This is a genomic window from Acinetobacter sp. R933-2 (genome assembly GCF_030325485.1).
GTDB classification, from domain to species: domain Bacteria; phylum Pseudomonadota; class Gammaproteobacteria; order Pseudomonadales; family Moraxellaceae; genus Acinetobacter; species Acinetobacter sichuanensis.
This window is the reverse complement of the sequence record NZ_JACAIJ010000005.1, coordinates 252,187-268,547: the sequence shown is the minus strand read 5'-3', so window position 1 is coordinate 268,547 and position 16,361 is coordinate 252,187. Positions and strand designations below refer to the sequence as shown.

Below are 16,361 nucleotides of genomic sequence, written 5' to 3'. Positions count from 1 at the left end.
GTGGGGTTACCCATGTGAGAGTAAGTCATCGCCAGCTTTTAAATCTAAAAGCCCCCTCAAAGCGAGGGGGCTTTTTTATGGGGGAAGGAAAGATAGTTTTAGTCTTACTTATATAAAAATAGTAAAGCATCTTCATGATACTTTGATATTTTTTAATATAAAGGTTTTAAGTAATTTCATATTTGATTATAATTAATTTAAATAAAATCTGTTTTTTTAGATTATAGAGATGAGTATGATTGATATAAACCTCAAACAAACAGAACAATTGAAAATGTTAATTAGTGATACATTTCAAGAGTTTTATTATCATTATAAAAGTAGTGGTATATATGCATTCGTTGTAGAGCTTAATAAAAATTTTGATATAGAATCATTTTTAATTTCAACACAATCTAGTATTTTTGATCATACTGAAAATAAGCAACAATATCTTTTGGAAGATGATAAGTGGAATATAAATAAATGGAAATTTAAAAAAGAAATTTATTATGATTTACAGTTTAATTCTTCTATAAATAATATTTATCAAAATAGCTTAATGAGCCAAATTTATGATACGGATTTTTATGAACAAGATTTAGATGAAAAACGAGAATGGATTATTACGACTTTTCAACAAGCTATTGTGTTTTTGATGAATGTTTATAATTTAAAAGATGATTCTATTATTTTTCTACTTAAGTCGACTGTAGATAATCACTTATTAACTGAGCAAGCTGTTCATTTAAATCAAGCTTCTTCTTTATTATTTGAATGTATTGCGAATATTAAAATAGCTGAAAGAAATGAAGTAATTCAGACCGCTAAATTATCACAATTAGATAAAGACTTATTGATTGATTTGGCTCAAGTCGTCAAAAATATAGAACCTTATGATTCTTTATCGGTTGCTTATCAAGCATATTTATTTACTTTAGAAGGTAGTTTTCAGGATTTAAGCTCTCACATTCAAAATTTAGTGAATCATATTGCAGCACTTGAAGGACAAGAATTTGCATTAGATCGCAAAGAAATTTTAGATCGAATTAATCAATTTTATCGTATATAACTTGATTTAATATCAAATTATTTTAATGTTATATTATTCAACTAAATACTTAATTTTATAAATGATTCATGATCAGCATTTTAATCTTTATTTTTGATATAAAGATATTCTAAGGCACTGAATTTTTTATAGAACAAAGATCATAATTTTGTCATTTTAATGTTGTAATGTTCTTTTTATTGGTGTTTTTTTGTTCTATTGCGTTGCGTTTTAATATTTATAGCTGAACAGGCTTTACGCCCTTCATTTTTTTTACGACAATATACGGCAGTTTTGAATTTTTATTCATTCTCTTATTTTTTTATATTTATTGGACTTTGATCTATGACAACCCCGCTGAATGAACGTCGTATTGCCAATGCAATTCGTGTACTCGCAATGGATGCTGTGCAAAAAGCAAACTCTGGACATCCAGGTGCGCCAATGGGGATGGCGGATATCGCAGATGTGGTGTGGCGTGAGTTTTTAAATCACAACCCAACAAATCCACAATGGGCGAACCGTGACCGCTTTGTACTTTCAAATGGTCATGGCTCAATGCTTCAATATGCATTATTACATTTGACAGGTTATGATCTTTCAATCGAAGATTTAAAATCATTCCGTCAATTGCATTCAAAAACACCGGGTCACCCAGAGCTAGGTTATGCGCCTGGAATTGAAACCACGACAGGTCCTTTAGGTCAGGGTATTGCCAATGCGGTTGGCTTTGCGCTTGCTGAAAAAACGCTTGCTGCACAGTTCAACAAAGAAGACATTAAAGTTGTTGATCACTTCACTTACTGTTTCCTTGGTGATGGTTGCTTAATGGAAGGTATTTCCCATGAAGCATGTTCACTTGCAGGAACTTTAGGTTTAGGCAAACTCATTACCTATTATGATGACAATGGCATCTCAATTGATGGTGAAGTAGAAGGCTGGTTCTCTGATGATACAGAGCAACGCTTCCTGGCTTATGGCTGGCAAGTGCTTCGTGTAGATGGTCATGATGCTGATGCAATCCGTGCGGCAACTGTTGAAGCACAAGCAGAAACAGCAAAACCAACATTGATCATTTGTAAAACTGTGATTGGTTTAGGTTCACCAAACAAACAAGGTAAAGAAGATTGCCACGGTGCGCCACTCGGTAATGATGAAATTGCATTAACTCGTGAAGCGTTGGGTTGGACAGAAGGTCCATTTGAAATTCCTGCTGATGTTTATACAGCTTGGGATGCTAAAGCCAAAGGCACTGCATCTGAATCTGCATGGGATGAAGTTTTTGCAGCTTATGCAGCAAAATACCCAACTGAAGCAGCTGAATTAAAACGTCGTTTAAATGGTGATTTACCTGCGGACTTTGTTGCTCAAGCAGATGCATATATCGCTGAAGTAAATGCAAAAGCTGAAACCATTGCTACACGTAAAGCAAGCCAAAATGCGATTCAAGCATTTGCTCCACAACTTCCTGAAATTTTGGGCGGTTCTGCTGACTTAGCAGGTTCTAACCTGACGCTTTGGAAAGGTGCCAAAGGTGTTGAGTCTGATGCTGCAGGTAATTATGTACATTACGGTGTACGTGAGTTTGGTATGACAGCCATTGCCAATGGTGTAGCACTTCATGGCGGTTTCATTCCTTATGTTGCGACATTCCTTATGTTTATGGAATATGCACGTAATGCAGTACGTATGTCTGCATTGATGAAACAACGTGTAATTCATGTTTATACTCATGACTCAATCGGTTTGGGTGAAGATGGTCCTACACATCAGCCAATCGAACAAATTGCATCTTTACGTGGTACACCAAACTTAAACACTTGGCGTCCATGTGACACTGTAGAAGCGTCTATTTCATGGAAATCTGCATTGTTACGTAGCGAAGGTCCTACAGCACTTATTTTCTCTCGTCAAAACTTACCATTCCAAACCCGTACAGCAGAACAAATTGCTGATGTGGCTAAAGGTGGTTATGTGTTGGCGAAAGAAAAAGGTGAATTGAAAGCGATTATCATTGCAACAGGTTCAGAAGTTTCATTGGCAATGGAAGCATATGCACAACTTGAAGGTGTGCGTGTAGTGTCTATGCCATGTGCTGAAGAATTTGTGAAACAAGATGCGGCATACCGTGAAGCTGTTCTTCCTGCAAACATTCGTGCACGTGTAGCAGTTGAAGCTGCGCATGTAGACTACTGGTGGAAATTTGTTGGCTTGGACGGCAAAGTGATCGGTATGACCACTTATGGTGAGTCTGCACCTGCTAAAGAATTATTCCAGCACTTTGGTATTACCACTGAAGCTGTTGTAAATGCAGTTAAAGAATTAACAGCTTAATGTTTTAATTTAACTCTTTAAAGACGCTCCAATTGGAGCGTTTTTTATTTTATGAATTGTTTGTAAATTGATCAAATTTTACTGGTAGTTTTTATTAAAAGGTATATAGTGTCCTGCGTCATTTCGTTTTCATGAGATATGGTGATCTAAATACCATAAGTGAGGAAAATATGAGTCTTTATGAACAAATTAGCGATGAAATTGTGCTAATGGATGCGGGTGAGCAAAAATGGATTGGTCAAGATTTACCGCTTGAATCAATGGTTGCTGTAGAATTGTTATTGCAAGATTTAGCAGATGACAAGCAAATCAAAATCCGTCGCAAAAACCATGAAAAGCAAACAGGTTTAAAGCAAATCGATCGAATTCTGGTTGAAAAGTTGTAAGTTGAAATTGGTAAATATAAAGCTCCGAAATGGGGCTTTAGTTTTTTCCGATATAGATTCGGAATAGTTTAAATTAAAATTTTTAAAATAGTATTTTAGAGAATGAACGACTTAAATTGGTTTCTAAGCGTATTAGAAAGATTAAATTTAGATAAAAATAGCTGTAACTTCAAGGCACTAGAATTTCTATTTCATTTGAAAGATAAAGTTGCATATATCAATCCCTGTATTTTTTAAAATGAATCTCCATTGCACCCAAGCCGAGTGCAATGAAATATTCATCTTTAAGATGAAAAATGTTAATCGTGATTTACAATATGATTTTGCTGAAACATGGCTTGTAGATCGGAGCCTGAAGGGGCTTGATAAATTTTCAAACCAAACTCAGGTAAGATTGCCATCAGATGATCAAAAATATCAGATTGAATCATCTCGTAATCTCCCCAAATTGTGGTATTGGCAAAAGTGTAAATTTCCAATGGTAAACCTTCGCTGGTTGGTTGCATTTGTCTGACCATAACTGTTTGAGTTTGAGAAATACCTGAATGCTGCTTTAAATAAGCGGTAACATAAGCACGAAAAGTTCCTATATTCGTTAAGCGACGTTGGTTGAATGTTGCATCATTTAAAAACTGTTGATTAAACTCTTTTAATTCGCTCTGTTTTTTATCTAAATAGGTATTTAATAATAAAAAAGCATTTAGTTTTTTCTGCTCCTGTGCACTTAGGAAATGCACACTATTTTGATCTATAAAAATAGAGCGTTTAATACGCCTAGCACCTAACTGTTTCATTCCTCGCCAATTTTTAAAAGTATCAGTGACGAGCTTGTTGGTTGGAATAGTGGTAAATGTTTTATCAAAATTTTGTACAGTAATCGTATGTAATGACATATCAATAACATCACCATCTGCATTGAGAGAAGGCATTTCAATCCAATCGCCAATACGTACCATATCATAAGAAGAAATTTGTACCGATGCGACAACTGACAAAATCGTATTTTGAAAAACGAGCATAAGTACAGCCGCCATTGCACCAAAGCCTGCAAGTAAACTAAAGACATCTTTCTTTAAAAATGTACCTAAAATTAATAAACCGCAAACAATATAAATAATTAATTTAACAAGTTGTAAATAACCTTTGATGGGTTTATTACGTGATTTAGGAGTATTTTGATAAAATAAATTAAAAATACTGAGACATTCACTAATTGCTAATGCGATTGTCAGAAAAATAAATGCTTGAGAAAGCATTTGAATAACAGTAATAACTTTAACAGATAAATGAGGAACAGTTAAAATTCCATTAATAATAATAATCGCAGGAACAATATTTGCGATACGGCGAATGACACTATGTTCTGATAGAATTTCACTATGAGCAAATTTTAATTTAGAAATCAGTTGACGAATACCTCGTACAACGATTTGTTTCGCAATAAAATTAGCAAGTAATGCAAACAAGATCAGAATACTCAAGGATGTCAACATTTCTAACCAAGGATATTGATCTGACCAATCTTGGATGTTTTGGATAAAAGTAAACTTTTCCAAAATTAAAACCTCTATTAAATTGCGAGTGAAATATTTTATTGATTTATAATGACAATATGTTTTTGGGTAACGATTTAGCTACATTTAAGATAAAGTTTTTCACCACAAACAAACGATTTATATTGTTGATGATTATTTTTTTATTTTATTTAGCCTAAAAATTTTTAATTTAAATCATGCAATATATAAGCTTGGAAAAATAGAATAAAGATTTATACCTACAGTATCTTATGTTAACTTAAACTGAATTGATTTATGTTTTAATGAAATGAAAAAATGAATAAAAAAGGTTCTTCTATTACCAGAGTGCTTGATATTCTTGAAGCAATTTCGACTGCGAAACATCCACCTACGCCTTTAGACTTAGCGGTTGAATTGGATATTCCTAAACCGAGTATTCATCGTTTATTACAAACCTTAGAAAGCCAAGGTTTTGTGAAATATGATGCTTATGGCGGCTATGTGATTGGTGATCGCACTTATAAATTGCTGATCAGCTCATGGGAGCAAGAACCACGTAAAATGGAACGCATGGCAATTTTACAGAAACTTTCTGATCAAATTGGAGAAACCTGTGGTATTGCAATTTTAAATGATAACCAAATGCTTTATACCGACCGAGTACAAACCAATTGGCCCTTACAAGTTTATTTACCTGTAGGTTCAACTGTGCCGTTATGGTGTACTTCAAGTGGTAAACTCTTTTTAAGTTTTTTAGCTGTTGAGCGACAAAAGAAAATTTTAGAACTTTTGCCGATTTGCTCACTCACAAAAAATACCATTGTTGAGCCTCATTTACTCGCACAAAATTTAAAACAAATTTTTGAGCAGCAATTGGGAACAGATGATGAGGAATTTATTGCAGGAATGGTGGCTTGTTCAGTGCCTATTTTAAAAGATGATGCAATTATTGCCTGTTTGTATACGCATGCGCCGACTATACGTAAATCACTACAGGATTTATTAAACTTCGAACCTTTATTGCGTCAAGCAGCACAGGATTTGGAGCAACTGATCAACATCAAATAAACCATCAGATTTAACAAGAAAAACCGCAATGGTTATTGCGGTTTTTTTCATCGTGAAAGAGATTAAATTTAGTTTAAAGTTGGCATGGCAAATTGTGCACCTTCACGGACATTTGCTGTTGGCCAACGCTGAGTAATGGTTTTACGACGTGTATAAAAACGTGCACCATCTGGACCATACGCAGATAAATCACCAAATAATGAACGTTTCCAACCGCCAAAACTATGGTAAGCCACAGGCACTGGTAGTGGAATGTTAATACCAACCATCCCTACTTTGATATGATCACTAAAATAGCGTGCTGCTTCACCATCACGGGTATAAATACAGGTGCCATTACCATATTCATGCGCATTGATTAAATCCATTGCCTCTTGCATGCTATTTACACGTACCACTTGTAATACAGGACCAAAAATTTCTTCTTTATAGCTGGTCATTTCAGGTTGAACTTGATCAATGAGTGTTGCACCCACATAAAAACCATTTTCATAGCCAGCAGGAGCAGCTTTTCGACCATCAACGACAATCTTGGCACCTTGCTGTTCTGCACTGTCGATGTAACCAACGACTTTGGTTTTATGTTGTGCTGTAATCACAGCACCAAAATCATTATTTTTATCTGAAAAATGCCCATATTTTAGAGATTGCATTGCTTCAGATAATTTTTCAATCATTTCATCAGCGATTTGATCACCGACAGCAACAGCGACAGAGAGCGCCATACAGCGTTCACCTGATGAGCCAAAGGCAGCACCAAGAAGTGAACTCACAACGTTATCTAAATCTGCATCTGGCATGACAATGGCATGATTTTTTGCTCCGCCCAAAGCTTGGCAACGCTTACCTTGTGATGTTGCTGTACTATAAATATATTCGGCAATTGGCGTTGAACCTACAAAACTCACAGCTTCTACACGTGGGTCATGGAGTAAAGTATCAACCGCTTCTTTATCGCCATTCACAACATTTAATACACCATCGGGTAAGCCTGCTTCTTTTAAAAGTTGTGCAATAAATAAGGTTGATGAAGGATCACGTTCTGAAGGTTTTAACACAAAAGTATTGCCACAGACGATTGCCATAGGGAACATCCAGAGTGGCACCATCACAGGGAAATTAAATGGCGTAATTCCTGCAACGACACCGAGTGGTTGGAATTCACTCCAAGAATCAATAGAAGGTCCAACATTTTTACTAAATTCACCTTTTAAAAACTCGGGTGCACCACAAGCATATTCGACATTTTCAATACCTCGTTGTAATTCACCTGCGGCATCATGCACAATTTTACCGTGTTCTTCACCAATGAGCTGGCAAATTTTATCAGCATTTTTTTCAAGTAATTCTTTGAATTTAAACATAACACGTGCACGTTTAATGACAGGTGTATTACGCCATTCAGGAAAAGCAGCTTCTGCGGCAGCAATCGCTTGTTCAACCGTGACTTTACTTGCAATTGCAACTTCTTTGCCCTGTATCCCTTCTGATGGATGATAAACTGCTTGAGTGCGTGTATGGTCGTAATTGATAGCACCATTGATAAAATGTCCGATCATATCCATGATAAATTTCCTCTGAAAAAACTGTTAAATCATTGAGTTGTTATAAAAGTGTGGTGTATTTAATGCATTTAAAAAGTTTAGTTATGACCAAAGTTGTTGGTATAACTGCACCATTTCACTGACGCTTGGAACACGTGGATTGTTGTTTGGAGAACCTGAAGCTAAAGCTTGTTCAGCCATTGTTTGCACAACTTGATCAAAATCAGCTTTTTGTACACCAAACTCAGCCAATGTGGGAACTTGCAAATCGCGATTAATTTCGATTAAAGCTTGAACCAATTTTTCATTGGCACTGTCATCTGGGTCATCAATATGTGCAACACCCATTGCTTTAGCACAATCTGCATAACGTTCAGGTGCTGCTTGAATTGAATAAGCTGTAATGCTCGGTAAAAGCATAGCGTTTGAAAGCCCGTGTGGAACGTGGAAAAACGCACCAATCGGACGACTCATCCCATGTACCAACGCTACAGAAGCATTGGAAAATGCAATGCCTGCAAGGGTAGAGCCAAGCATCATTTTTTCACGAACTTGCTCATTATCAGGTTGGTGATACGCTTTTTGTAAATTTGGAGCGATGAGCTTCATCGCTGCAAGTGCTTGGGCATCACTATATAAGCTGGCTTTTTTGCTCACATAAGCTTCAATTGCATGTGTTAAAGCATCTATACCTGTATCTGCCGTAGTACGTGCAGGCAATGACATGGTCAGCTCATAGTCCACAATGGCTGCGACAGGTAAAAATCCAATTCCTGCACACAGCATTTTTTCACTTGTGGCATCATCAGTAATAATCGTGAAACGAGTGCATTCAGAGCCTGTACCTGCTGTCGTTGGAATGGCAATGATCGGTAAACCTGTTTCATTGACTTGGCGGGGAAATTTATAGTCACGAATATTGCCACCAAACTTTCCTAAGATACTGATCGCTTTTGCACTATCAATCGGACTACCGCCACCAACAGCAATAATGGCATCATATTGATGTGTTTTGACATGTTCAACGCCTGCTTCAATAGAACTCGAAGTCGGTTCTGGAATGGTTTGGTCAAAAAAATCAGAATCAATACCAGCATTATTCAAAATATCTTGAATTTTAGTGATATAACCTAAAGACACCATCACTTTATCAGTAATAATTAAGGGCTTTTTACAACCCAGCGCCCCCAAAATATCAGGCAGTTTGCTGCGTGAATTTTTACCAATTTCCATCATACGAGGGAGTTGAATACTATGCGACATAAAATTTCCTTGTCATTTATCATTTTTAAATTATTGAGTTAAAAAGAACCAAACATTGTGCCAAGCGTAATTACGCCTATTAATGCGATTAATGGAATAATCACAGCAATAATGAACATGTCATAGTAAGATTGTTTATGTGTTAAACCACATAAAGCGATGATCGTAATAACAGCACCATTATGAGGAAGTGAGTCAAGTGCACCTGATGCCATGGAAGCGACCCGATGCATGAGCTCTGGAGAAATGGAAAATTGTTGCGCTAAATTCATATAAGTTTCACCCATTGTATTGAGTGCAATACTTAAACCACCAGAAGCCGAGCCTGTGATACCAGCCAGCACGTTAATGACAATCGCTTCGGAAATAAGCGGGTTATTGGGTGCAAGTCCGACTAAAAAATCACGCAAAATAATAAATCCCGCCAATGAAGCAATGACAGAACCATAACCAACTTCAGAGGCAGTATTGAAAATAGGCAAAAATGATGAAGACACGCCTTGTTGTAAAGAATCTTTTAAATCTGCAATGTATTTCCAATTTAAAACAATGATCGTGAGGCAAGCAAGAATCAGTGCGCAAATGATTGCCCATAAACCAACAACAGAACTGAGAGAAGTATTCCCAAATTTATCCGTTGCTAAATAAGCAGTATCTAGATTTGGTAAAATAAGTTTAGTTAAAACAAGGTTAGTAATGATAACGACAAAAATCGGAGTCATGGCGATCATTAAACTCGGACTTTCGCCTTGCGTTAATTCCTTTGAATAATGATGACTTTCAACATGTTGACCATAACCTTCTTGGTTTAAATGTGCTGAATTAACACGTTTATTGAGCCACCACATACCTGAAAATAAAATAAAAATAGAGGCTAGAATTCCTAAACCTGGTGCTGCATATAAGTCTGTATTAAAAAATGGCATTGGAATCGCATTTTGAATTGCAGGTGTGCCAGGAAGTGCTGTCATGGTAAATGTAAGAGCACCTAATACAATGGCTGCTGGAATCAGACGTTTCGGAATACCTAATTCTTTAAATAATGCAGCTGCGATCGGAAATACTGCAAAACCAACCACAAATAAGGACACACCGCCATAAGTTAAGATTGCACAAGATAATACAATCGATAACATGGCACGTTTATGCCCTAATTTTTCAACAAAAAAATTCGCAATTGTTTTTGCTGAACCTGAGTCATCCATTAATTTACCAAATACTGCTCCCAACAAAAATAAAGGGAAATATTTGATGATGTAACCGCCTAGACCTGTCATAAAAATTTGAGAATAAAAACCTAATACTTCGTGACTGAGTCCACTCCAAAGTACAGCAAAAAGTGCCAATAGTGGTGCAAGTATGATGACACTGTAGCCTCGATACGCTAAATACATCAGCAATATCAAAGACAGGATTATTCCGATAAGCCCGATCATTGTTTTACGTCCTGTTTTTATAATATCCATATAATGATACATTTCGTATCATTATTAATTTATATAGCGTAATTTTACATAAGTCAACAGCAACGATTGACAACACTTCTAGGTATTAAAAAATATCCAAAAATTATGTTAAGAAAGAAAATATAACAGCGCATGAAGTGATTAATTAGAATATATTATATTGAAAAATATGAATTAATTTTTATTTTAAAGATTGGGTATGATGTACTTAATCAGTTGAAGCTTGTTGAATATTTTTCTTAAAATGAACACTTTTGATTGTTTTGAAGCATAAGAGAGGAAAATAATCTCAATTTATATTTTTTGGATAATAAAAAACCGAGTGCTTAGACTCGGTTTTTTTATATTGAAACAATAATTATTTTTCTACAAATGCGCGTTCGATCACGTAGTCACCTAACACACCCATTTTTGGTGATTCTTTAAGACCATGTTGGTCAAGTAAAGCTGCAACATCATCAAGGAAAGCAGGGCTACCACATAACATTGCACGGTCAGTTTCAGGGTTGAAACGTGGTAAACCAATTTTTTCAAATAGTTGACCTGATTCAATTGCAGTGGTTACACGACCTTGCGTATGGAAGTCTTCACGTGTCACAGTTGGGTAATACACTAATTTTTCACGAATACCTAATTCTTGGAAAAACTCGTGATTTGGAAGTTCATCTAAGATTAGATCTTGATAAGCTAGTTCTGAAATAAAACGTGTGCCGTGAACAACAATGATTTTTTCAAAGCGTTCATAAGTTTCAGGGTCACGAATCGTTGACAAAAACGGTGCAAGACCTGTGCCTGAAGAAAGAAGATATAAATTTTTACCCGGATTTAAATCATCAAGAACTAATGTTCCTGTTGGTTTTTTTGAAATAAGGATATCATCACCGACTTTTACTTTTTGTAAAATTGAAGTTAAAGGACCATCTGGTACTTTAATAGAGAAAAACTCTAACTCTTCTTCGTAGTTAGCACTTGCAATAGAATAAGCACGCATTAAAGGCTTACCATTGACTTCAAGTCCAATCATCACAAATTGACCATTTTTAAAACGTAAAGTGGTATCACGTGTCGTTTTAAAACTGAATAATGTGTCATTCCAGTGGTGTACGTGAGTAATCTTTTCGACGTTGAAAGCAGCCATTAAAGGTCTCAATAAATTATCAAATTAGAACAGCTTACTATTCTAATCTAAAATCATTCTCGATAAACTGAATATATTTAATTGAGCTTATCAGAAAAAGTGATTATGACTGAGTTGACTTTGCCTATTATTGGTTATATGCATTCTCCTTACAAGGAAAAATTTGGTATTCCACGCCAACCCAATTTGGTACAAGTTGAATCTTATATCGAGATGCTTGCACCTTATAATGATCTTTTAGCCTTTGAAGGAATTGAAGAATTTAGTCATTTATGGTTGGTTTGGCAATTTCATAAAAATAAAAATATAGAAGAAAATCATAAATTTAGATCACAAGTTCGTCCACCTCGTTTAGGAGGAAACAAAAAAATAGGCGTGTTTGCAACACGCAGTATGTATCGTCCTGCACCTATAGGTTTGTCAGTGGTACAACTTAAAAAAGTGGAAAAAGTAGGAAAATCGGTACGTATTTATTTAACGGGAAGTGACCTATTAGAAGGCACACCAATCATTGATATCAAGCCTTATATTCAATATTCAGATGCTCTGATGAATGCGACGAGTGGTTATGCACAACAAGAGCCGATCAGAAAAAAAGTTGTTTGGTCTGAAAATGTACAATTAACTTTAGAAAATTTATTTAAAACTCAGAAAATTACAACACAAACGCAATATGAACTTGAACAAGTGCTGTCTTTAGACCCACGTCCAGCCTATCAAGAAGATGAATCACGTGTGTATAAAATGAAATTTTCTAATTTAGATGTGAGCTTTAAGGTCAGCCAAATAGACATTGAAATTATTGAGGTGCAAGTCTTAGCCTGATTTTTTTACACAAGATTTCATTAGAAACTTATAGAAATAAAATATTGAGATCTTGTGTAAATGGTTGCATGTCTAAGCGACCAATCGCACCTAGATCTAAACAATATAAAGTCAAATCATTTTCGATATTGGAAATGAAATATCCCTGATCACCTTCTTGTCCAATCATTAAATAATGAGGCTCATGAACTTGGATTTGGTAGGTTTTATTACGTTCAATGAGGTCAAAAGCATTATAAAAACAAATAAAAACATCTTCTTCATTCTCTTTACATTCAACTTCAAAAATAGCTTGGTCTTGAATAATATGAATTAGAATTTTTTGATAATATAAGGGGAGCGTATATTTCCAATAATCTTCAATTTTTTTAATATGACTTAATATAACATGATGCATATTTAACCTTCAGTGTTTGTGTGATTTAACCGATGATCTCATGATTTAAAACATTTATTGGATTATGAACCAAAAACTGCCAATAGATTGAAGCTCTATTTAATTATCAAATATTTTAGGCTTCTTTCTAGATGACTTAATTCAAAGAAGCCTTTTTAGCGTTAAATTATTTTAAAACTTCAAAGTCGGCATATTCATAAATTTTTTCAGCATTTATTTCATAAATTGCATCTAGAAATGCCACATTAAAACTGCCTACAGATTGCGTTTTTTCAAAAGCGAGTTTACCTGCAATAGCAAAATGGATATGTGCTGCTAATGCTGCTAATGTGGGCGTTGTAACAGCACCATAGGCTGCAATTAAGGCACCTAAAGCACAACCTGTTGCAGTCACTTTGGGTTGTAAATAACTGCCACCATTGACTTTAATGGTGATGTCTAATTCTTTTGATAAAATAAAATCAGACACACCTGAGATTGCAACACATTCGGTACATTCTAAAAGTGTTAAGGCGGTTTGATAAACATCATCACTTGCAAGCGTACTATCTACACCTTTGGATTGTACTTGATTTCCTGCTAGCGTACTGATTTCTGAAGCATTACCGCGAATAATCGTGGGTTTTAATAAAACAAGTTGATCGACCATTTCGCTACGCCACTTTAAAAATGCACCATAACCGACAGGGTCAAGTACCCAAGGCATTGCTTTGATTTGAGCAGTTTGGGCAGCAATTTTCATTGCTTGCATTTGTTCTGTTGTTGGCGTACCAAGATTTATACTTAGGGCTGAGGCGATATTTGCAAAACTTTCAGCTTCAAAAGGGTTGTCAATCATGGCAGGAGAAGCTCCTGCGGCAAGTAGAACATTTGCAACATAATTAGCTGCAACACTATTGGTAATACAGTGAACCAAGGGTTGTTGTGTATGTAGTAATGTCCAAGCTTCGATCACTTTTTCAAGTAAAGTTTCTGTTTGAATGGATTGTGCAGAAATATTTTCAAGCTGATTCATATTCAGTCCTTACTGAGTAAAGTAATGGTCTTGGTGTTTACAACGATTACAAAATGTCGAAATTGAGTTATTGGCATCATATTCGATACTTAATTCTGTAGAGCCACAGTGCATACAATTAAATTTTGAAAAAAACTCCATACGCGGTTTGATATTATGCCAAATATGCTGAATCGTTTGAGCAATATAATTTTCATCTAATTTAATAAATTGGAATAAAAATATTTCACTCATACGACTGAATTTTAAATCGAATGGGCGAGGTAAAGTCGAAATTTCAAATTTTCTTTCAATCGATGTTCGACGATATTCTTCAAGGGTTTTACGGAGTTTGTTGGTATTATTAAAATCTGTATTTTGAAGATCAAGCGCATTATTTTGTTGGTGTAAATAATCTAATGCAGTTTGAATCATATAATAAATTTGACCTAAGGATAGGTAGTTTAATAAATAATCGCAATAATCCTTAAATTTTTTATTTCCTGAAAATTTAACACCTAATCTTTTACAATAATATTGAGTAAATTCAACAATTTCATTATAAAAAATAATGAATAGCGTATTTTTTACTTCCTCAGCTTGTTGAAATGGTGCGCCATATTTAAAATCTTCAAAAAACCATTGTCTTAATCTTTGATAAATTGTGTATAGTGATGGTTCTAAAAAGCGGTCAACTCGAACATCAAGATAATAGCTATTGTCATCATCTTTTAAAGTGACCATTCTTCTTTTACTAATCACATGATATTTTTCAAGCCGATAGAGAATCGTATTTTGTAGAGAATAAGTCGAGGCTAATTTTTCCCATTTTAATTTTTCAAAATTAATAAACTCATGCTCAAAATAATCATTATGTATGGTTTTTTCTAAAACAGAGAGCAAAAATAATTTATCAATTAAATATAAACTTGAAAGTGGACGTATATTTAAAACCTTTTTATGGTTTGGACTAGCTTCATCTTTAGGTGAAAGTAAGTTTTGAGAACAGTTTTGACAGGTACACTGCATCGCATCTGATTCAGATATTTTATGTTCACAATGTGTGCACTCAAAATATTCTAAAGGAACATCATTGAGTTCAGCTGAAACGAGAAACATAGAGGCTTTACAAAGAGGACAAAAACTACTTTCATCATGTTCTTTTTGTAGAATTAGGAGCGCCATAATTAATCTAAATGCTAAAGTTGACATGAGTATAAAATTTTATGTCATAGAATGCTAATTTTCACTTTGAGTATGGAGAAACGTTGAATGGTCAAAAAATTCAAAAACTATTTTTTATAATATGGGTTTTAGAAAGCGGGTTAGAAACGTTAAAAAATGCGTGTTATGTTCATTGAAGATAAGTGGTTTTGATGGCTATTTTTTGGTTGAAAAATCACATTTATAAATGAATAAGTATCAACTAAAAGCCTCACGTTGATATAAGGCTTTTAATTGATTTAAACTTATTTTGCAGCTTCTTCAGTTGCTACAACTGCACTAGCAGAAGCTTCTGACACAACGACAGTTTCTTGAGCAACAGCTTCAGTCGCAGCAGGTGTTTCTGCTTGATTTTCAGCAGCAATAGCAATTGCACATTGTGTAGAAATGAGAGCAGCAAGACAAAGCTTGGATACAGTTTTCATGTATAATCCTTAAAAAAATAAGTTTAAAACGAGAGTCCGAACTTTAAAGAAGAAAATATGTTTAATGTGTTGTGATATGTGATTTTTATGTAAGTAAAATACATGAAAATTAACATAATATTTGATGTTTAACGCATTTTTAAAAATTTATGTGATATGTATAAAGTATAAGCAAAGCGTACCAGAGTGAACAGTTATAAATTGACAATGTGTAAATGGCTTAAAATAAACAGCAATCACAGACTGTTGAGCACTTATTGAAAGTTATTAAATAAAAGTGACATAAAGCACAATGGTTTATTCACTTTTTAGTCATGAAAATGAAATATATCTGAAATAAACTGAGTGCTATTAAATCACCCGTTGTGGAAAAATGTGATGAAATTAAATCTTGCACTTGCTGTACTTCTTATTGCTCCTTTAACTTTAGTTGCTTGCTCAAAACAAGAAAAAGCACCTGCTGCTGAGCAAGGTTCAAGTTCTGCCGCGGTTGCACCTGAAGCGACTTCAGAAAAAGTAACGCCAGAACAACAAGCAGCGATTGATGCATTGGATCAACCTGTATTAGATGAAAAAAATACAGATGTTCCTGCTGAGAAAGCCAATGCACCAGCAGATGCGGCAACACCTGAAGTAGCTGAAGAACCTGCAAAAGCTCAATAATTTAAATCGCTTTGTTGTTATTTGTTAAAAGTCCCTGCATTTGCAGGGCTTTTTTTTGAAATAGTCAATATTGTTGCTGAATTGAAA

The 16,361-nt window shown here is 34.8% G+C and carries 16 protein-coding genes; 7 read left to right on the top strand and 9 right to left on the bottom strand.

What is annotated here, in order from left to right; translation table 11 throughout:
• From HX005_RS08245 to HX005_RS08230, 4 genes are all read left to right on the top strand, one after another.
• Window positions 1–196: hypothetical protein (locus HX005_RS08245; protein ID WP_286376983.1), on the top strand; the 196-nt coding region annotated here is incomplete at its 5' end.
• A gap of 39 nt (window positions 197–235) precedes the next feature.
• Entirely contained in the window at window positions 236–1,051 is an 816-nt protein-coding gene (locus HX005_RS08240; protein WP_286376982.1) for a hypothetical protein, read from the top strand.
• 324 nt (window positions 1,052–1,375) lie between these two features.
• Window positions 1,376–3,364, top strand: coding sequence for a transketolase (gene tkt, locus HX005_RS08235; RefSeq protein WP_286376981.1), 1,989 nt, complete (start codon window positions 1,376–1,378; stop codon window positions 3,362–3,364).
• Between the two features lie 170 nt (window positions 3,365–3,534).
• Complete coding sequence (locus HX005_RS08230) at window positions 3,535–3,750, top strand: hypothetical protein (protein WP_107009034.1); 216 nt, start codon at window positions 3,535–3,537, stop codon at window positions 3,748–3,750.
• Window positions 3,751–4,049: 299 nt separating this feature from the next.
• On the opposite strand, the gene HX005_RS08225 is transcribed toward HX005_RS08230, so the two are convergent.
• The gene (locus tag HX005_RS08225; RefSeq protein ID WP_286376980.1) at window positions 4,050–5,306 is read right to left on the bottom strand and encodes a mechanosensitive ion channel family protein; all 1,257 of its coding nucleotides are present in this window, start codon (window positions 5,304–5,306) and stop codon (window positions 4,050–4,052) included.
• A 276-nt stretch (window positions 5,307–5,582) separates the two neighbouring features.
• On the opposite strand from HX005_RS08225, the gene HX005_RS08220 reads away from it, so the two are divergent.
• Window positions 5,583–6,335 carry an IclR family transcriptional regulator gene (locus HX005_RS08220; RefSeq protein WP_286376979.1) on the top strand — a complete coding sequence of 251 codons (753 nt, stop codon included), beginning with the start codon at window positions 5,583–5,585 and terminating at the stop codon, window positions 6,333–6,335.
• Between the two features lie 68 nt (window positions 6,336–6,403).
• On the opposite strand, the gene HX005_RS08215 is transcribed toward HX005_RS08220, so the two are convergent.
• The 4 genes from HX005_RS08215 to HX005_RS08200 all read right to left on the bottom strand — a co-directional run bounded on the left by HX005_RS08215 (window position 6,404) and on the right by HX005_RS08200 (window position 11,746).
• A complete protein-coding gene (locus HX005_RS08215; protein WP_286376978.1) occupies window positions 6,404–7,900 on the bottom strand; it encodes a CoA-acylating methylmalonate-semialdehyde dehydrogenase in 1,497 nt (498 codons plus the stop codon).
• Between the two features lie 81 nt (window positions 7,901–7,981).
• Window positions 7,982–9,142, bottom strand: a complete 1,161-nt coding sequence (locus HX005_RS08210) for an iron-containing alcohol dehydrogenase (RefSeq protein ID WP_286376977.1) — start codon at window positions 9,140–9,142, stop codon at window positions 7,982–7,984.
• A 38-nt stretch (window positions 9,143–9,180) separates the two neighbouring features.
• Window positions 9,181–10,578: a GntP family permease gene (locus HX005_RS08205; RefSeq protein ID WP_286376989.1), complete on the bottom strand. Its 1,398-nt coding sequence runs from the start codon at window positions 10,576–10,578 to the stop codon at window positions 9,181–9,183.
• 388 nt (window positions 10,579–10,966) lie between these two features.
• Entirely contained in the window at window positions 10,967–11,746 is a 780-nt protein-coding gene (locus HX005_RS08200; protein ID WP_107009029.1) for a ferredoxin--NADP reductase, read from the bottom strand.
• Between the two features lie 105 nt (window positions 11,747–11,851).
• Here HX005_RS08200 and tsaA point away from each other — a divergent pair, with 105 nt between their 5' ends.
• Window positions 11,852–12,571, top strand: a complete 720-nt coding sequence (gene tsaA / locus HX005_RS08195) for a tRNA (N6-threonylcarbamoyladenosine(37)-N6)-methyltransferase TrmO (RefSeq protein ID WP_286376976.1) — start codon at window positions 11,852–11,854, stop codon at window positions 12,569–12,571.
• A gap of 28 nt (window positions 12,572–12,599) precedes the next feature.
• On the opposite strand, the gene HX005_RS08190 is transcribed toward tsaA, so the two are convergent.
• The 4 genes from HX005_RS08190 to HX005_RS08175 form a co-directional block, all read right to left on the bottom strand.
• Window positions 12,600–12,968 carry a hypothetical protein gene (locus HX005_RS08190; protein WP_286376975.1) on the bottom strand — a complete coding sequence of 123 codons (369 nt, stop codon included), beginning with the start codon at window positions 12,966–12,968 and terminating at the stop codon, window positions 12,600–12,602.
• 166 nt (window positions 12,969–13,134) lie between these two features.
• Window positions 13,135–13,983 (bottom strand): hydroxyethylthiazole kinase, encoded by an 849-nt coding sequence (thiM, locus tag HX005_RS08185; RefSeq protein WP_286376974.1) that lies wholly within the window; start codon window positions 13,981–13,983, stop codon window positions 13,135–13,137.
• A 9-nt stretch (window positions 13,984–13,992) separates the two neighbouring features.
• The gene (locus HX005_RS08180; protein WP_286376973.1) at window positions 13,993–15,147 is read right to left on the bottom strand and encodes a hypothetical protein; all 1,155 of its coding nucleotides are present in this window, start codon (window positions 15,145–15,147) and stop codon (window positions 13,993–13,995) included.
• 284 nt (window positions 15,148–15,431) lie between these two features.
• Window positions 15,432–15,611 carry a hypothetical protein gene (locus HX005_RS08175; RefSeq protein WP_107009025.1) on the bottom strand — a complete coding sequence of 60 codons (180 nt, stop codon included), beginning with the start codon at window positions 15,609–15,611 and terminating at the stop codon, window positions 15,432–15,434.
• A gap of 378 nt (window positions 15,612–15,989) precedes the next feature.
• Between HX005_RS08175 and HX005_RS08170 the strand changes: the two genes are divergently transcribed.
• A complete protein-coding gene (locus HX005_RS08170) occupies window positions 15,990–16,274 on the top strand; it encodes a hypothetical protein (protein ID WP_286376972.1) in 285 nt (94 codons plus the stop codon).
• Window positions 16,275–16,361: the final 87 nt, after the last annotated feature.